We start from the raw sequence: 16,337 nt of genomic DNA, 5'->3' as shown, positions 1-16,337 counted from the left end.
CCGCGCTTTTCTAGCCGCGGCGACGCTTAAGGTGGTTGGCACCAAATCCGCCCCGTGCTTCGCTGCCGCGCATGACACGACCATGGCGAGGTGGGGGATGGCGGGGCGTGACCAGCTCGACGGCGTCGACCTGAAGATACTTTCCGAGCTGCAGCAGGACGGGCGGGTCCGCAACAACGAGCTGGCGCTGCGCGTCGGCGTCTCCGCGCCCAACTGTCTGCGGCGGCTGAAATCGCTGTTCAGCCGCGGCGTGATCCGGGCGGTGCGCGCCGTGATCGACGAGCGGCTGCTCGGCTATGAGGTGGTGTCGTTCGTCTCGATCCAGCTCGGCAGCCAGGCCCAACCAGTGCTGGAGGCGTTCGAGAGCTCGATCGCCGTGATCCCGCGGATTCAGCAGTGCTGGCGGATTTCGGGCGACACCGACTATCTGCTGAAATGCGTCGCGCCGAGCGTCGAGAGCATGCGCCAGCAGCTGCTGCATTTCGCCGCGATGCCCGATGTCAAGAATGTCCGCAGCTTTCCGGTGCTGGGCGTCGCCAAGGACGTGCCGCTGCCGTTGCAGGAGATTGCGGCGGCGCCGGCGAGCTAGTCGATTCGCGCGTTCTCTCGCGCCGATCGACCGGTGATTTCACAAAAGCCGAAGTATAATGCTTAGTAACTCACCTAACTGTGACATGTGATTTGCGAAGCCCTGCAATGCGCTGAACCGTGATTGTCGGTTCCGGCAGGCGGCCTACATCCGGGGTTTGAACCCTCGCGCCTGCGTCGCATGCCGAGGATGCTTTTGTGGGACCCTAAGCAGGAAAAGACATCATGACATCGACTTCGAAGACGATCGCAGCGTCTGCTGCGACGCTGTTTGCGTCTGCGTTTCTTGTTCTGTCGGCGCCGGCCGCGAAGGCCGACGATTACTGCATCACCAACGGCGCCCAGGCCGCTCACGGCTGCGGCTATCCGACGATGGAAGCCTGCCGTCAGGCGGCGGGCGGCATTGGCGGCTCGTGCTCGCAGGCCGGCGGCTCGAAGACCAGCAACGACGCGCTCGCCTTCCAGCCGAAGCAGACGAAGCAACCCAAGGCTCGCTCGGGCGCGCAGAACTAAGGCCTGAATTCAAAGCCTGATCCAGGACATTGCGGCCTCCGAGAGTGATCTCGGGGGCCGTTGGTTTATGACAAGCAGGTAACGGGGCGCCTCAGCGATATCTTCCGCGAAACTCGCGCGGGGAGGTGCCGGTCCAGGTCCGAAACGCCCGCGAAAAACTCTTCTCGTTGCGGAAGCCGGCGATCTCCGCGATGCGCTTGATCGGCACCCGGCCGCGCATCAGCTCCTGCTTGGCCAGCTCGAACTTTGCTTCTTCCTTGAGATCGCGCAGCGAGGTCGCTTCCTCGCGCAGGCGGCGGTGCATGGTGCGGGTGGAGAGCGCGAGCTCGCTCGCGACGTCCTCGGCGCCGAGGACCCGTCCGCGCGCATTGCGCAGCACGCGGCGGACGCGCTCGACCAGCAGCCGGTCGCGCCGATAGGGCAGCACGGTCAGCCTGAGCGCGCCCTTGAGCATGTTGTCGAGATCGGCGGCGCTGCGGGTCAGCGGCAGCGAAAGATAGTGCTTGTCAAAGACGATGCGGGCATGGGCCGCGTCGAAGCGGATGGTCCGTGAGAAGATGGTCGGATAGACGGAGACGTGGCCGGGCTCGGGAAATGGAAACTCGGCGGTGCGGAGCGCGATCCTGGAATCCACCGCCCAGCAGGAGAAGCCGAGCACGTAGCGGAGCAGGGTGACGAGGCAGAATTCGCGAAAGGCTCCGAGGTCGCGCTGCTCTCGGATCGACACGATTGCGGTCTCTTCGCCGACCTCGAGATCGAGCAGCACGTCCTCGGTGAGCAGGCGGTGATGCCGGCACCAGCGCTTGAGCGCGACCTCCAGCGTCGGCGCCGTGATCGAGGCGCGGCACAGCATGCCATAGGTGCCCCATGGCAGCCGGCGCGAGAACCAGCCGAGCGCCTCGTCGTCGAGCTCGCGCATGGCGTGGCCGGCGAGGGCCTCGAACTGGAGGGCCGTGATCCGCCCATCCGGAGAATTGACAAGGTCTGGCGCTATTTGACCCCGCTGCAGCGCCTCGGCCGGGTCCAGTCCGTACCGCGCATAGGCGGCCACCACGCCGCGGACAAAGGCGGCGGGGGTCACGGCGCGGCGCGGGATCGCGGTTGCGGCTTGGAAAGGCATCGGATTCCTCTCGGAAATCCTCGCCAAGTTTGGCGGAAAATGCAACCTTTTCGACTGCAGAAGGGCCCGGTCCCCGCTAGGTTCGGTCTCAAATTAGGGAGGAATCGCCGTGAACATCCCGAGCATCGATTTCGATCTGGGCGAAGACATCGGCATGCTGCGCGACACGCTCCGCGCCTTCGTGGAGGCGGAGATCACCCCGCGCGCCGCCGACATCGAGAAGGCCAATCTGTTTCCGGCGGACCTGTGGAAACGCCTCGGCGACCTCGGCCTGCTCGGCATGACCGCGCCGGAGCAATATGGCGGATCGAACATGGGCTATCTCGCCCATATCGTCGCCATGGAGGAGATTTCGCGCGGGTCCGCCGCTGTGGGGCTGTCCTACGGTGCCCACTCCAACCTCTGCGTCAACCAGATCCGCCGCAACGGCAGCGACGCCCAGCGCCAGCGCTATCTGCCCAAGCTGATCTCCGGCGAGCATGTCGGCGCGCTGGCTATGTCCGAGCCCGGCGCCGGCTCCGACGTGGTCTCGATGAAGCTGCGCGCCGACAAGCGCGGCGACCGCTACGTGCTCAACGGCTCCAAGATGTGGATCACCAATGGCGGCGATGCCGACGTGCTCGTGGTCTACGCCAAGACCGATCCGGAGGCCGGCCCGCGCGGCATGACCGCCTTCCTGATCGAAAAGGGTTTCAAGGGCTTCACGCACGGCCAGCATCTCGACAAGCTCGGCATGCGCGGCTCCAACACCTATCCGCTGTTCTTCGACGAGTGCGACGTGCCGGAGGAGAACGTGCTCGGCAAGCTGGGCGAGGGCGTCAAGGTTCTGATGTCCGGCCTCGACTATGAGCGCGCGGTGCTGTCGGGCGGCCCGCTCGGGATCATGGCGGCCTGCATGGACGCCGTCGTGCCCTACATGCACGAGCGCAAGCAGTTCGGCCAGCCGATCGGCGATTTCCAGCTGATGCAGGGCAAGCTCGCCGACATGTATGCGACCTGGCAGGCCACCCGCGCCTATGTCTATGCGGTCGGGCGCGCCTGCGACCGCGCCGACCACGCCCGCAGCCTGCGCAAGGATGCGGCGGCTGCGATCCTCTATTCCGCGGAGAAGGCGACCTGGATGGCGGGCGAGGCGATCCAGGCGCTTGGCGGGGTCGGCTATACATCCGAATTCCCGGTCGGTCGTCTCTGGCGCGACGCAAAACTCTACGAGATCGGCGCCGGTACATCCGAGGTGCGCCGCATGCTGATCGGCCGCGAGCTGATGGCCGAGACCGCGTAAGCTCCTTGCAATTTGGAATTGCCGCGGAACTGGGCCAACCTGTCCGCGGCCCCTTAGACATCACCAGCCACGCGGGACTTGCATGCCGCTCCATTCCAGCATCGATCCGTCCTCATCAGATTTTGCGCGCAACGCCGAGGCCATGCGCGGCCTCGTCGCGAACCTGCGCGAAAAACTCAGCCAGGTCGCCGGCGGCGGCGGCGAGGCCTCGCGCAACCGCCACACCGCGCGCGGCAAGATGCTGGCACGCGAGCGCGTCGACCTCCTGGTCGATCCCGGCACCTCGTTCCTGGAGCTGTCGCCGCTTGCGGCCTACGGGCTCTATGGCGGCGACGTGCATTCGGCGAGCGTCGTCACTGGGGTCGGCCGCATCGCGGGCCGCGAGTGCGTGATCGTTGCCAACGACGCCACCATCAAGGGCGGCACCTATTACCCGATGACCGTGAAGAAGCATCTGCGCGCGCAGGACATCGCGCGGCAGAACAATCTTCCTTGCATCTACATGGTCGATTCCGGCGGCGCCTTCCTGCCGTTGCAGGACGAGATCTTTCCCGACGAGCGGCATTTCGGCCGGATCTTCTACAACCAGGCGCAGATGTCCTCACAGGGCATTCCGCAGATCGCCATCGTGATGGGCTCCTGCACCGCGGGCGGGGCCTATGTGCCGGCGATGTCGGACGAGAGCATCATCGTGCGCAACCAGGGCACCATCTTCCTCGGCGGCCCGCCGCTGGTGAAGGCCGCGACCGGCGAGGTCGTGAGCGCCGAGGAGCTCGGCGGCGCCGACGTGCATTCGCGCCAGTCGGGCGTCACCGACCACTATGCCCAGAACGATGCCCATGCGATCGGCATCGCCCGGCGCATCGTCGGCACGCTGAAGCCATCGGCGCGGCCGAACCTGAACATGCATCCGCCGCGCGATCCGCTGTTTGCGGCAGAGGAGATCTACGGCGTGGTGCCGGTGGACGGCCGCAAGCCCTTCGACGTGCGCGACATCATCGCCCGCGTCGTCGACGGCTCGGAGTTCGACGAGTTCAAGAAGCTTTACGGCACGACGCTGGTGTGCGGCTTCGCCCATATCTGGGGCCATCCGGTCGGCATCATCGCCAACAACGGCATCCTGTTCAGCGAGAGCTCGCTGAAGGGCGCGCATTTCATCGAGCTGTGCTGCCAACGCGGCATTCCCCTGGTGTTCCTGCAGAACATCACCGGCTTCATGGTCGGCAAGAAATACGAGGCCGGCGGCATCGCGCGCGACGGCGCCAAGCTGGTGACGGCGGTCGCGACCGCCTCGGTGCCGAAGTTCACCGTCGTGATCGGCGGCTCCTACGGCGCCGGCAATTACGGCATGTGCGGGCGCGCCTATTCGCCGCGCTTCCTCTGGATGTGGCCGAACGCGCGCATCTCGGTGATGGGCGGCGAGCAGGCCTCGATGGTGCTGAGCCAGGTCCGCCGCGACAACATCGAGGCCAAGGGCGATAGCTGGTCGAGGGAAGAGGAAGATAAATTCCGCGAGCCCATTCGCGCGCAATATGAGAGCCAGGGGCACCCGTATTACGCGACCGCGCGGCTCTGGGACGACGGCGTGATCGATCCCGCCGACACGCGCCTCGTGCTCGGTCTTGGCCTCTCGGCGGCATCGAATGCGCCGATCGAGCCGACGAAATTCGGCCTGTTCAGGATGTGATGCGATGGACCGCTCAATGCTTTACCGGCGTTTTCGCACCCTCCTGATCGCCAACCGCGGCGAGATCGCCTGCCGCGTCATCCGCACCGCGCGTGCCATGGGCCTGCGCACGGTCGCGGTCTATTCCGAGGCCGACCGCGACGCCATGCATGTCGCGCTCGCCGATGAAGCCGTGCTGCTCGGGCCCGCCCGCGCCCGCGACAGCTATCTCAATGTCGAGCGGCTGATCGAGGCCGCGAAAAAGACCGGCGCCGAGGCCGTGCATCCCGGCTACGGCTTCCTGTCGGAGAATGCGGAGTTCGCGCGGGCCTGCCTGGACGCCGGGCTGGTGTTCGTCGGCCCGACCGCCGGGATGATGACGGCCATGGGCTCGAAATCCGGCTCAAAGGAGCTGATGGAGAAAGCCGGGGTGCCGCTGGTGCCCGGCTATCACGGCGAAGCCCAGGATGATGCGACGCTGGCGAAGGCGGCCGAGAAGGTTGGCTTCCCCGTGCTGGTCAAGGCGTCCGCCGGCGGCGGCGGACGCGGCATGCGGATCGTTCGCTCGGCGGCCGAGCTCGGGCCCGCGATCGTCAGCGCCAAGCGCGAGGCCCTGGCCGCGTTCGGCGACGATCGCATGCTGATCGAAAAGTACGTCGACAATCCCCGCCACATCGAAGTGCAGATCATCGGCGACAGCCACGGCAATCTGCTCTCGCTGTTCGAGCGCGAATGCACGTTGCAACGCCGGCATCAGAAGGTGATCGAGGAAGCGCCGTCGCCGACGCTGAACGCTGCGCAGCGCGAGACGGTCTGCGCCGCCGCGCGAAAGGCGGCGGGCGCGGTGAGCTATGTCGGCGCCGGCACCATCGAGTTCGTCTCCGACGGCAAGGACGTGTTCTTCATCGAAATGAACACGCGCCTCCAGGTCGAGCATCCCGTGACCGAGCTGATCACCGGGATCGACCTGGTCGAATGGCAGCTGCGCGTCGCCTTCGGCGAGGCGCTGCCCTTGAGGCAGGACGAGATCAAGCTCAACGGCCACGCGATCGAAGCGCGCGTCTACGCGGAAAATCCGACCAAGAACTTCATGCCGTCGGTCGGAAAGATCTCGACCTGGCGCCTGCCGGCGGAGACCGGGGGCTTGCGCATCGATGCCGGCTATCGCGAGGGGGATACAGTCTCGCCTTACTACGATGCGATGCTGGCAAAAGCGATTGCGTGGGCGCCGACCCGGGATGTTGCGATCGATCGCCTCAACCGCGGCCTGGAAGAGTCCGATGTCCGCGGCATTATCACCAACATTCCGTTCCTGTCGGCGCTGATCACGCACCCGAAGGTGCGGACCAATGCGATCGACACCGGCTTCATCGAGCGCGAGCTGGCGATGCTGACGTCCGCGGCGCCTGCGCCCGGCGAGCTCGAGCTCTGCGCAGCGGTGGCCGCAATCGTCAACGAGGAGCGGCAAGCCGCGCAGGCCGAGGCGAACTCTCCGTGGCAGACCTTTGGCTGGCAGCCGGTCGGCCGCCGCCAGCGCAGCTTTGCCTTCCGCGTCGGACATGGTCCGGAGCAAAAGATTACGCTGAACTACGGCAGCGGGCCGTCCACCCTGATGATCGGCGAGCGCGAGCTGGCCTTCACGATCGCGGCGAAGGACAGCGGCTTCGATCTCACGCTCGACGGCGTGAAATCGTCCGTCGCGGCCGTGATCGACGGCCATGAGCTCTACCTGCGTACGCGCAACGGCCGCTTCGACCTGCACTGGGTCGATCCGTTCGGCGGCGAGAGCGAGGAGCATGTCGGAGAGGACAAGATCGCTGCCCCTTTGCCGGGCACGGTCGTCGCCGTGCTGGCCGAGGAGGGCGCCAAGCTCGACAAGGGCGCGCCGATCCTGACGCTCGAAGTGATGAAGATGGAGCAGACGCTGCGCGCGCCCTATGCCGGTCTGCTGAAGTCCATCAAGTGCAAGGTCGGCGACATCGTGCAGGAGGGCGTCGAGCTCGCCGTGGTCGAACCTTCAGGGGAATGACATGAGCGATCCTGTCCGCATCATCGAGATGGGGCCGCGCGACGGCCTCCAGAACGAGAAGACGCCCGTCACCGTCGAGGCCCGCATTGCCTTCATCGAGGCGCTGGTCGGGGCCGGTCTCGATACGGTCGAGGTCGGCGCCTTCGTCTCGCCCAAGGCGATCCCGCAGATGGCAAGCTCCGATGCCGTGCTGCGGGGCGTCAGCCACATCAAGGGCGCCGAATTCCACGTGCTGGTGCCGAGCGAGAAGGGCTATGACGCCGCGCGCGCCGCCGGCGCTAAGGTGGTCTCGGTGTTCGCGGCAGCCTCCGAAGGGTTTTCGCGTGCCAACATCAACTGCACGGTCGCGGAGTCCATCGAGCGGTTCAAGCCGGTGCTGGCGCGCGCCAAGGCCGACGGCGTGAAGGTGCGCGGCTATATCTCCTGCGTGCTCGGCTGCCCGTTCGACGGTGAGATCAAGCCGAAGGCCGTCGCCGATCTCGCGAGCACGCTGTGGGATCTCGGCTGCTACGAGATCTCGCTCGGCGATACCATCGGCGTCGGCACGCCAAGCAAGGCGAAAGAAATGTTGCGCGCAGTCAGCGCCAACGTCCCGCCCGCAAAACTCGCGATGCATTTCCACGACACCTACGGCCAGGCGCTCGCCAACCTGTACGCGGGGATGGAGGAGGGCGTCCGCGTCATCGACGCCGCCGCCGGCGGGCTCGGCGGCTGTCCCTACGCGCCGGGCGCGACCGGCAATGTCGCGACCGAGGATGTCGTCTACATGCTCGAAGGCATGGGCGTCAGGACCGGCGTGAATATGGAGAAGCTGCTGGCGGCGACGAACGCGATGAGCGGCGTGCTGGGGAAGCCGCCGGTGAGCCGCGTGGCATCTGCGCTGAATGCGAAGAAGAAGCGAGCGGCGACGTAATTCTCCGTCATTGCGAGCGCAGCGAAGCAATCCAGAGTCTTTCCATCGAGGCGGTCTGGATTGCTTCGTCGCAAGAGCTCCTCGCAATGACGACTGAGAGAGCTGCCGTAGGGTGGGCAAAGGCGCGAAGCGCCGTGCCCACGATCTTTCGCAATCATCGGCAGGTGGTGGGCACGCTACGCTTTGCCCACCCTACGAAACCTCGGCCTAGGCCGCCTTCAGCCCGACATCGGGCAGCTGCGGCCGGTTCTTCAGCGCCTTGACCATCATGGCCTCGACCTCGGCCTTCTCCTGCGGCAGCAGGGCCAGGCGCGGCGGGCGGGTCAGCGCGGTGCCGCGGCCCATGATGTGCTCGCACAGCTTGATGCACTGGACGAGGTCCGGGCGGGCATCGAGATGCAAGAGCGGCATGAACCATTCGTAGAGCGGCATCGCCTCGGCCAGGCGGCCGGCCTTGGCCAGGCGGAACAGCGTCTCGCCCTCGCGCGGGAAGGCGTTCGACATGCCGGAGACCCAGCCCACGGCGCCCATGGCGACGCTCTCGACGATGACGTCGTCGAGGCCTGCGAACAGCACGAAGCGGTCGCCGACCATGTTCCTGGTGTCGATGAAGCGCCGCGTGTCGCCGGAGGAATCCTTGAAGCACACCACGGTCTCGACATCGGCGAGCGAGGCCAGGATGTCGGGGGTGACGTCGTTCTTGTAGATCGGCGGATTGTTGTAGAGCATCACCGGAAGGTCGGTCGCACTGGCGACGGCTCGGAAATGCGCGGCGGTCTCGTGCGGCTTGGACGAGTAGACCAGGGCCGGCATCACCATCACGCCGTCGATGCCGACGCGCGCGGCTTCCTTGGCGGTCTCGACCGCAAAGGCCGTGGTGAATTCGGCGATGCCGCACAGCACTGGCACGCGGCCGGCCGCAACCGACTTCGCCGTCTCCATGATCGCGACCTTCTCCTTGCGCTCCAGCGAGGTGTTCTCGCCGACCGAGCCGCAGACGATGAGACCGGAGACGCCGTCGCGGATCAATCCGTCCATCACCTTGGCGGTGGCATTGATGTCGAGTGAGAGATCGTCGTGGAATTGGGTGGTGACGGCCGGGAAGACGCCTTCCCAGGCAACGCGGCGGCTCATGGTTTGACTCCAGGTAAATATGCCGGCGGGGGGCTGGAGCCGCCGGCAGTTGTGAAAGGGATGGCGGATGGGATCAGAGCGTCGCGCCGATCTTGCGGAGCTCGGCGAGGACGGGTGCCTTGGGCAACCAGATCTTGTCGAACTCGGCGATGACGGCTTCGGTGTCGCCGGCGGGGACCTGGCGGATCGGGATCGGCGCGTTCTTGAAGTTCTCGATCAGCGCCGGCTCGTTGCCGGCGAGTTCGTCGATCTGCGCATCCAGCGTCGTCTTGATCGTCTTGGTGATCAGCTCGCGGTCGGCTGCGGGCAGCGACTGCCAGACCCGGCCGGAGACGACCGCGGCCATCGGCATGAAGACCGCGTTCATCTGGAGAATGACCTTGGACACCTTGTCGAAGCGCTGGTTCCAGGAGAATTCGAGATCGGCCTCGAGGCCGTCGACCTGGCCGTTGGCCATGGCGTCGAACACCTGCGGCGTCGGGATTGGCGTCGGCGCAGCCCCGAGCGAGGAATAGAAATCGCGATAGACCGGCGTCGGGTTGATGCGCAGCTTCATGCCCTTGATGTCGGCGAGCGTGTTCAGGTCCTTGGAGGAGAATACCGCGCGCATGCCGGTGATGCCCCACCCGAGGCCGATCGTGCCGGTCTCCTGCGGCAACACCTCGAACAGTTTGACGGCCGCCGGATGCCGGACGAATTTCGCCACCGCCGGCGTCGAGCGGACGATGTAGGGCGCGTTGATCGCCGCGATGTGCGGCACGCGCGAGCCGAGCTCGGCGGCCTGGATGAAGCCCATGTCGAGCGCACCGGACTGCAATTGCTGCATCATCGCGGGCTCGTTGCCGAGCTGGCCGGAGTGGAACACGGTCAGGGTCAGGCGGCCGTTGGTTGCGGCCTTGAGCTCATCGCCGAATTTAAGCGCGGCCTTGTTCCAGGAATGGCCGTTGGGCGTGATCAGCCCGAGGCGAAATTCCTTGGCCTGGGCAAGCGCCAGCGAGGGCGCGAACACCGATGCGGCGGCACTGGCGGCGAGAAAGCGGCGGCGTGAAAGCGGCATGGTCGGGCTTCCTTTTGGATGGGCCTATTTGACGAGGATCAGCGAGAGCGAGGGGTAGAGCGAGAGCAGCACGAGGAGGACGCAGGAGATGACGAAGAACGGCAGCGTCACCATGAACATCTTGCCGGGCTTGGCGCCGGTGACGGCGGCCGCGACGAAGAAGCAGAGCCCGACCGGCGGCGACAGCAAGCCAAGCACGAGGTTGATCACCACCACGACGCCGAAATGCCTGGGATCAATGTGATAGACGTCGGTCGCGACCGGCAGCAGGATCGGCACCGTCATGATCAGGCCGGGAATGCCGTCGATGACCGTGCCGATGATCAGCAGGATGACGTTGCAGATCAGCATGAAGCTGACCGGATCCTTGGCAGCCGACTGAATCCAGCCGGCGGTTTCCTGCGGCACCTTGCCGAAGATCAGGACCCAGGAGAACACGGCCGCGGCGGCAACGAGGAACAGCACGATCGCCGAATAAATGCCACTGCGCAGCATCATTTGCGGCAACTGTGAGAACTCGAATTCCTTCGTCCAGTATTTGCCGACAAGCGCCGCGGCGACTGCGCCGACAGCGGCGGATTCCGTGGCGTTGGCGAGGCCGCTCAGGATCGTGCCGACGATGACGATCGGGATCAGCAGCGTCGGCGAGGTCCGCAGGATCGTCATCAGGCGCTGGCGCGGCGTCTGATAGTCGGCGCGGGGATAGTTGTACATGTATCCCATAAGCGCGATGACGAGGCAGAACATCACGGTGAGGATGACGCCCGGCACGATGCCGGCGATCAGCATGTCGCTGACCGAGACCTGCGCCAGCACGCTGTAGACCACGAACATCACCGAGGGCGGGATGATCGGGCCGAGCATGCCGCCATAGGCGGTGAGGCCAGCCGCAAAGGTCTTGTCGTAGCCCTTCTTCTCCATCTCCGGCACCATGATCTGGGCCATGATCGCGACCTGTGCGGTCGCCGACCCCAGGATGGAGGAGATGAACATGTTGGCGAGGATGTTGACGTAGGCGAGCCCGCCCTTGAGCGAGCCGACGAAGGCCATCGCCATGTCGACGATGCGCCGCGTGATGCCCCCGCCGTTCATGATCTCGCCGATCAGGATGAACAGCGGAATCGCGATCAGGCCGTAGCTGTCGACACCGCCGAACAACTGGAGCGGATAGGACTGGAACAGCACTGGATTGCCCGAGGCGGCGATGTAGACGAGGCCGGCAAGGCACAGGCAGAGCCCGATCGGCACGCCGACCAGCATGATCGCGACGAAGGCGGCGGACGTGACCATCAGTTGACCCCGTCGAGCTCGGAGAGCTGAAAACCCTTCGGCGGCGTGCGCGGGACCAGCTCGAGATCTTCGAGGAGATTGGCGAGGCCGTGCACGGTCATCGACACCGCGAAGATCGGCAGCGTCAGATAAAGCACCCAGGTCGGCCAGTTCAGAGTCTGGGTGTGCTCGGTGTAGAGGAAGTTGAAGGTTTCGGCCGCGAGCTTGCGCCCGTCGAACCCGGCGCGCGCGAGCCCGACCGGGTCCATCCAGAGCACGCAGGTGATGGTCAAGGCTACGCCGAACACGACGACGAGGCCGGTCGAGATCACCTTGGCGATCTTCTGGTGCTGCGGCGAAAGCCGCTCCGTCAGCATCGTCACCGCGAAGTCGAGCCGCAGCCGCGTCATCGCGGACGCCCCGATGAAGGTGAGCCACACCACGCAATAGACCGCGGATTCATCGATCCAGTAGACCGGGAAACGCGCGTAGCGGGTGACGACGTTCACCAGGATCAGGCCGGTGAGCAGGTACATCAGGCCCATCAGCGCCAGACGCTCGAAGGCGAGCAGGGCGCTCGACATCCGGACGACCGTACGTCGGAGGCTGAGTGCGCGCGTGGCCGGCATGGTCTGCTCGATCATGAAGAGGCCCCAACCCCCGAAGATTTGTCGTGCGATTGCCAAATGTATAATTTATACATTTGGGGTGTCAAACGGGAATTGCGGTCATTTCGGCGGCAGGACGCGCTTTTGCTGGGCTCTGGCTTTTGCCGGGCAGCTCAACATGCAAGACAGGGACCGCCTGGGACGGACGAGTCGGAAGCAGGGACGGAACGTCAGATGAAACAGCCTCTGAAGCATCGCACCCTGTCGGCTGCGATTGTCGATCAGCTCAGGCAGGCGATCCTCGACGGCACCTATCCGGCGGGATCGCAGCTGCGCCAGGACGCGCTTGGGGATGCCTATGGCGTCAGCCGCATCCCGGTGCGCGAGGCGCTGTTCCAGCTCGAGGCTGAAGGGCTGGTGCGGATCGTGCCGCAGAAGGGCGCCATCGTCTCGGAGCTGTCACTGGATGAGATCAACGACGTCTTCGACCTGCGCCGCATCCTGGAGCCGCGATTGCTGGCGCAATCGGCGCCGCGTTTCACTGCCGAGGATTTCGACGGACTCGACGACATCCACAAGAGTTTCGAGAAGGCGATCAAGGCGCGCAATGTCAGCGAATGGGGCCAGCTCAACGCCGATTTCCACATGGCGCTCTACGTTCACGCGCCGCAGCCGCGCACCCGCGCGATCGTGCTGTCACTGCTGCAGACCAGCGACCGCTACACGCGCCTGCAGCTCTCCAATACGAAAGCGATGGGCACTGCCGAGAAGGAGCACGCCCAGCTGATCGCGCTCTGCCGTGCGGAAAAGGTCGAGGAGGCCTGCCGGTTCCTGGAGCGGCACATCGAGGCCGTGCGCAAGGATCTGCTGCAGGTGGTGGCGAACGCGCCGAAGGCGCGGCGGAAAGAGTGAGTAGGTTCGTCGCTGCGCCCGTAGGATGGGTAGAGCGAAGCGAAACCCATCAATTCCGCCCGCTCGGGAAGACGATGGGTTTCGCTTCGCTCTACCCATCCTACAACAGTTGTGGTTGCCGCTACCTGCTCCCGTCCGGCCCCATCACGAGATCCGGCAGCCAGGTTGAAATCCCCGGCACGAAGCACAGCAGCAGCACCGCGAGCATCATCAGCAGCACGAACGGCAGCGTGCCCCAGATCACCTCCCGCAGGGGAATATCCGGCGCGACGTTGCGGATGACGAAGATGTTGAGGCCGACGGGTGGATGGATCAGGCCCATCTCCATCACGATGGTCATGACCACGCCGAACCAGATGATGTCGAAATTGGCGGCGCGGAGCGGCGGCAGGATGATCGGAGCCGTCATCAGGATGATCGAGACCGGCGGCAGGAAGAAGCCGAGCACGACCACCATGACCAGGATCGCGAACAGCAGCTCCCAGCGCGGCAGGTGCATCGCGACGATGGATTCGGCGACCGATTGCGAGATGTGCAGATAGCTCATCACGTAGGAATAGAGCAGCGACATGCCGATGATCATCATCAGCATGGTCGATTCCCGGATCGTCGATTTCATGATGGGCGCAAGGTCGCTCGGCCGCCACACGCTGTAGATCGCAGCGATCAGCGCCAGCGCCAGGAGGCCGCCGAGGCCGGCGGTCTCCGACGGCGTGGCATAGCCGCCATAGAGGGCGATCATGACGCCGGTCAGCAGCAGCACGAAGGGAATGACGCGCGGCAGCACGCTGAAGCGTTCGGCGAGAGTGTACTCGTCGCGCTGCAGGATCGGAGCTTCCGGGCCGCCGTTCTTGTAGATTGCTTCAGCCGCCTTGTATTCCTGGCGGAAGCGGATCACGGCATAGGCGCCGAACAGGGTGACCAGCAAGAGGCCGGGACCGATGCCGGCGAGGAAGAGCCGCCCCAGCGACTTTTCGGCGGCGACCGCGAACAGGATCATGGTGATGGACGGCGGCAGCAGGATGCCGAGCGTGCCTCCGGCGGCGATGATCCCTGCGGCAAAGCCGCCGGAGTAGCCGCGCTTGCGCATCTCGGGGATGCCGGCCGAACCGATCGCCGAGCAGGTCGCCGGCGAGGAGCCCGCCATCGCCGCGAACAGCGCGCAGGCGAACACGTTGGCGACCCCTAAGCCGCCGGGGACGCGATGCAGCCAGGCATGCAGCGCCGAGTAGAGATCCTGGCCGGCGCGCGATTTGCCGATCGCCGCGCCCTTCAGGATGAAGAGCGGGATCGACAGCAGCGTGATCGAGGCCATTTCCTCGTAGACGTTCTGCGTCACCGTATCGAGCGAGGCCGTGGGCATGTAGATGCCCATGAACACGACCGCGACCGCGCCCAAGGCAAAAGCTATGGGCATGCCCGAGAACATGATGACCAGCGTCGCGATTCCGTAGGCGAGGCCGATGCCGAAAACGCTCATGGCCGCCGGCCTCCAGTAAAGGGCAGCGCAAGCTGCACGAGAATCTGGACGCAGAGCAGGCTCATGCCGAGCGCCATCAGCGAATAGGGAATGGCGAGCGGCGGCGACCACATCGAGTTCGAGACCTGACCATCGACATAGGCCTCGTGGGCCAGCGTCCAGGACTTCCAGGTGAAAAAGGCGCAGAACAGGAACGTAGCGGCGTCGACCAGCCAGAGCCGAACCCTGTTGGCGAGCGGCGACAGCAGGCCGACAAAGGCCTCGATGCCGATGTGACCGCGGCTCTGCTGCACATAGGCGGCGGTCATGAAGGTGGCGCCGACCAAGAGGAACACGGCGGCCTCGTCCTGCCAGTAATTGGCGGCCTTGAACAGCGCGCGGCTGAGCACGCTGTAGCTCAGGATGGCGCAGGCTGCGACCAGCGCGATCGCGGCGAACACGACGATGATGCTGTTGAGGACGGCGAGACCGCGATCGATCGCCGCCGCGGGGCCCGACCCTGCGGCTGCGCTCGTCTGGTCGTCACGATCCGGAAGCGGACCGTGGCTCATGCCGCAACGTCGGTGGCAAGCTTGAGCAGGTTGGCCGAGGTTGCGGTCTTGGCGCCGTAATCCTTCCAGGCGGTGTCACGAGCGATGTCGCGCCACTTGCCGACGGTCGCGGCATCGAGCACCGAGACCTTGGCGCCGGCCTTCTCGTAGACCTTGGCAACCTCGACATCGTCGTCCTGCGCGCCCTTGCGGCCGAAGGCTTCGAGCTCCTGACCCACGGTGAGCAGGACGTCCTGCTGGTTCTTCGGCAGCTTGTCGAAGATCGCCTTCGACATCATCAAGGGCTCGAGCATGAACCAGTAGGAGGCGCCTGCGCCAGATGTCAGGCACTTTGCCACCTCTTCGAGGCGGAACGAGATCAGGCTGGTGGAGGAGGTGATGCCGGCATCGCAGGCGCCGGTCTGCATCGCCGCGTAGATCTCGTTCGACGGCACCGACAGCACCGAGGCGCCGGCGGTCTGCAGCACCATGTCCATCTCGCGCGAGCCGCCGCGCACCTTCATGCCCTTGGCATCTTCGGGGGCGACGATCGGCTTGGAGCGGCTGGCGACGCCGCCGGCCTGCCAGACCCAGGTGAGCAGGATGATGCCCTTGTCGGCGAGGAAGTCGGTCAGCGCCTTGCCGACCGGCTCCTTCTTCCAGCGCAGGCCCTGGTCGTAGGTGGTGACGAGGCCGGGCATCAGGCCGATATTGGTCTCGGGCAGCTCGCCGCCGGCATAGGGCATCGGATAGAGCGAGATGTCGAGCGCGCCCTTGCGCATCGCAGAGAACTGCGCGTTGGTCTTGATCAGCGAGGAGTTCGGATAGATCTCGGCGGCGATGTCGCCATTGCTGCGTTTGCTGACTTCAGCGGCGAACATACGGCAGAGACGGTCGCGGAAATCGCCCTTGTCGATGGTGCCTCCAGGGAATTGATGCGAGATCTTCAGCGTGGTGGCGGCATGCGCGGTCCCGGTACCGAAGCGCAAGATGGCGGGTGCAGCGACGGCGGTCGCGATCAGATGGCGGCGCGTAATCATGGTGTGATCCCCTTGAACGTTTCTGTTCTTGTTGGTGTGATTTGGGTCGGGTCTCTTCAGACCGGCGTTCGGGCCCATCCTAGCCGGTCTTCGAGGCGATGTTCTCTCATCTGATAGTTCGAGACCGAATGCCGCGGCAAGGGCCGGTCGTGCTGCGCTGCACACTTGCCGTCCTGCTGCTCCGGATGAAGGCCCG

Annotated in this window: 15 protein-coding genes; 7 read left to right on the top strand and 8 right to left on the bottom strand. The window is 65.3% G+C overall.

Annotated features, from left to right (window positions below; genetic code table 11):
* Window positions 1–97 precede the first annotated feature (97 nt).
* Window positions 98–589: an Lrp/AsnC family transcriptional regulator gene (locus N2603_RS23545; RefSeq protein WP_260384043.1), complete on the top strand. Its 492-nt coding sequence runs from the start codon at window positions 98–100 to the stop codon at window positions 587–589.
* A gap of 224 nt (window positions 590–813) precedes the next feature.
* On the top strand, window positions 814–1,101 hold the full coding sequence (locus N2603_RS23540) for a DUF3551 domain-containing protein (protein WP_260384042.1): 288 nt from the start codon (window positions 814–816) through the stop codon (window positions 1,099–1,101).
* Window positions 1,102–1,192: 91 nt separating this feature from the next.
* On the opposite strand, the gene N2603_RS23535 is transcribed toward N2603_RS23540, so the two are convergent.
* Window positions 1,193–2,221 carry an AraC family transcriptional regulator gene (locus N2603_RS23535; RefSeq protein WP_260384041.1) on the bottom strand — a complete coding sequence of 343 codons (1,029 nt, stop codon included), beginning with the start codon at window positions 2,219–2,221 and terminating at the stop codon, window positions 1,193–1,195.
* Between the two features lie 154 nt (window positions 2,222–2,375).
* Between N2603_RS23535 and N2603_RS23530 the strand changes: the two genes are divergently transcribed.
* The 4 genes from N2603_RS23530 to N2603_RS23515 all read left to right on the top strand — a co-directional run bounded on the left by N2603_RS23530 (window position 2,376) and on the right by N2603_RS23515 (window position 8,111).
* Window positions 2,376–3,503 (top strand): isovaleryl-CoA dehydrogenase, encoded by a 1,128-nt coding sequence (locus N2603_RS23530; RefSeq protein WP_311741559.1) that lies wholly within the window; start codon window positions 2,376–2,378, stop codon window positions 3,501–3,503.
* A gap of 82 nt (window positions 3,504–3,585) precedes the next feature.
* On the top strand, window positions 3,586–5,190 hold the full coding sequence (locus tag N2603_RS23525; protein ID WP_260384039.1) for a carboxyl transferase domain-containing protein: 1,605 nt from the start codon (window positions 3,586–3,588) through the stop codon (window positions 5,188–5,190).
* Window positions 5,191–5,194: 4 nt separating this feature from the next.
* Window positions 5,195–7,198, top strand: coding sequence for an acetyl/propionyl/methylcrotonyl-CoA carboxylase subunit alpha (locus tag N2603_RS23520; protein WP_260384038.1), 2,004 nt, complete (start codon window positions 5,195–5,197; stop codon window positions 7,196–7,198).
* 1 nt (window position 7,199) lies between these two features.
* On the top strand, window positions 7,200–8,111 hold the full coding sequence (locus N2603_RS23515) for a hydroxymethylglutaryl-CoA lyase (RefSeq protein WP_260384037.1): 912 nt from the start codon (window positions 7,200–7,202) through the stop codon (window positions 8,109–8,111).
* 207 nt (window positions 8,112–8,318) lie between these two features.
* Here N2603_RS23515 and N2603_RS23510 read toward each other — a convergent pair whose 3' ends face one another.
* The 4 genes from N2603_RS23510 to N2603_RS23495 form a co-directional block, all read right to left on the bottom strand.
* A complete protein-coding gene (locus N2603_RS23510) occupies window positions 8,319–9,245 on the bottom strand; it encodes a dihydrodipicolinate synthase family protein (protein WP_260384036.1) in 927 nt (308 codons plus the stop codon).
* 73 nt (window positions 9,246–9,318) lie between these two features.
* Window positions 9,319–10,302: a TRAP transporter substrate-binding protein gene (locus N2603_RS23505; RefSeq protein WP_260384035.1), complete on the bottom strand. Its 984-nt coding sequence runs from the start codon at window positions 10,300–10,302 to the stop codon at window positions 9,319–9,321.
* Between the two features lie 24 nt (window positions 10,303–10,326).
* The gene (locus tag N2603_RS23500; protein ID WP_260384034.1) at window positions 10,327–11,592 is read right to left on the bottom strand and encodes a TRAP transporter large permease; all 1,266 of its coding nucleotides are present in this window, start codon (window positions 11,590–11,592) and stop codon (window positions 10,327–10,329) included.
* A complete protein-coding gene (locus N2603_RS23495) occupies window positions 11,592–12,215 on the bottom strand; it encodes a TRAP transporter small permease (protein WP_425248926.1) in 624 nt (207 codons plus the stop codon). The genes N2603_RS23500 and N2603_RS23495 overlap by 1 nt, the downstream gene beginning before the upstream one ends.
* Before the next feature lie 198 nt (window positions 12,216–12,413).
* Between N2603_RS23495 and N2603_RS23490 the strand changes: the two genes are divergently transcribed.
* A complete protein-coding gene (locus tag N2603_RS23490; protein WP_260384033.1) occupies window positions 12,414–13,091 on the top strand; it encodes a GntR family transcriptional regulator in 678 nt (225 codons plus the stop codon).
* Window positions 13,092–13,212: 121 nt separating this feature from the next.
* On the opposite strand, the gene N2603_RS23485 is transcribed toward N2603_RS23490, so the two are convergent.
* The 3 genes from N2603_RS23485 to N2603_RS23475 are packed head-to-tail and all read right to left on the bottom strand — an operon-like array spanning window position 13,213 to window position 16,141.
* Window positions 13,213–14,571, bottom strand: coding sequence for a TRAP transporter large permease (locus N2603_RS23485; protein ID WP_260384032.1), 1,359 nt, complete (start codon window positions 14,569–14,571; stop codon window positions 13,213–13,215).
* The gene (locus N2603_RS23480) at window positions 14,568–15,122 is read right to left on the bottom strand and encodes a TRAP transporter small permease (RefSeq protein WP_018641829.1); all 555 of its coding nucleotides are present in this window, start codon (window positions 15,120–15,122) and stop codon (window positions 14,568–14,570) included. Before N2603_RS23480 ends, N2603_RS23485 begins: the two co-directional genes overlap by 4 nt.
* Window positions 15,119–16,141, bottom strand: coding sequence for a TRAP transporter substrate-binding protein (locus tag N2603_RS23475; RefSeq protein WP_026311817.1), 1,023 nt, complete (start codon window positions 16,139–16,141; stop codon window positions 15,119–15,121). Before N2603_RS23475 ends, N2603_RS23480 begins: the two co-directional genes overlap by 4 nt.
* Window positions 16,142–16,337: the final 196 nt, after the last annotated feature.

Origin of the sequence: Bradyrhizobium huanghuaihaiense (assembly GCF_025200885.1) — a bacterium.
Lineage (GTDB): Bacteria > Pseudomonadota > Alphaproteobacteria > Rhizobiales > Xanthobacteraceae > Bradyrhizobium > Bradyrhizobium huanghuaihaiense.
The sequence above is the reverse complement of the archived record's forward strand: the minus strand, read 5'-3'. Positions and strand labels throughout refer to the sequence as shown.

What these genes read in the sequence shown, in the direction of transcription:
- N2603_RS23545 (WP_260384043.1), top strand. Translation starts at nt 98, where the DNA reads ATGGCGGGGCGTGACCAGCTCGACGGCGTCGACCTGAAGATACTTTCC.
- N2603_RS23540 (WP_260384042.1), top strand. Translation starts at nt 814, where the DNA reads ATGACATCGACTTCGAAGACGATCGCAGCGTCTGCTGCGACGCTGTTT.
- N2603_RS23535 (WP_260384041.1), bottom strand. Translation starts at nt 2,221, where the DNA reads ATGCCTTTCCAAGCCGCAACCGCGATCCCGCGCCGCGCCGTGACCCCC.
- N2603_RS23530 (WP_311741559.1), top strand. Translation starts at nt 2,376, where the DNA reads ATGCTGCGCGACACGCTCCGCGCCTTCGTGGAGGCGGAGATCACCCCG.
- N2603_RS23525 (WP_260384039.1), top strand. Translation starts at nt 3,586, where the DNA reads ATGCCGCTCCATTCCAGCATCGATCCGTCCTCATCAGATTTTGCGCGC.
- N2603_RS23520 (WP_260384038.1), top strand. Translation starts at nt 5,195, where the DNA reads ATGGACCGCTCAATGCTTTACCGGCGTTTTCGCACCCTCCTGATCGCC.
- N2603_RS23515 (WP_260384037.1), top strand. Translation starts at nt 7,200, where the DNA reads ATGAGCGATCCTGTCCGCATCATCGAGATGGGGCCGCGCGACGGCCTC.
- N2603_RS23510 (WP_260384036.1), bottom strand. Translation starts at nt 9,245, where the DNA reads ATGAGCCGCCGCGTTGCCTGGGAAGGCGTCTTCCCGGCCGTCACCACC.
- N2603_RS23505 (WP_260384035.1), bottom strand. Translation starts at nt 10,302, where the DNA reads ATGCCGCTTTCACGCCGCCGCTTTCTCGCCGCCAGTGCCGCCGCATCG.
- N2603_RS23500 (WP_260384034.1), bottom strand. Translation starts at nt 11,592, where the DNA reads ATGGTCACGTCCGCCGCCTTCGTCGCGATCATGCTGGTCGGCGTGCCG.
- N2603_RS23495 (WP_425248926.1), bottom strand. Translation starts at nt 12,215, where the DNA reads ATGATCGAGCAGACCATGCCGGCCACGCGCGCACTCAGCCTCCGACGT.
- N2603_RS23490 (WP_260384033.1), top strand. Translation starts at nt 12,414, where the DNA reads ATGAAACAGCCTCTGAAGCATCGCACCCTGTCGGCTGCGATTGTCGAT.
- N2603_RS23485 (WP_260384032.1), bottom strand. Translation starts at nt 14,571, where the DNA reads ATGAGCGTTTTCGGCATCGGCCTCGCCTACGGAATCGCGACGCTGGTC.
- N2603_RS23480 (WP_018641829.1), bottom strand. Translation starts at nt 15,122, where the DNA reads ATGAGCCACGGTCCGCTTCCGGATCGTGACGACCAGACGAGCGCAGCC.
- N2603_RS23475 (WP_026311817.1), bottom strand. Translation starts at nt 16,141, where the DNA reads ATGATTACGCGCCGCCATCTGATCGCGACCGCCGTCGCTGCACCCGCC.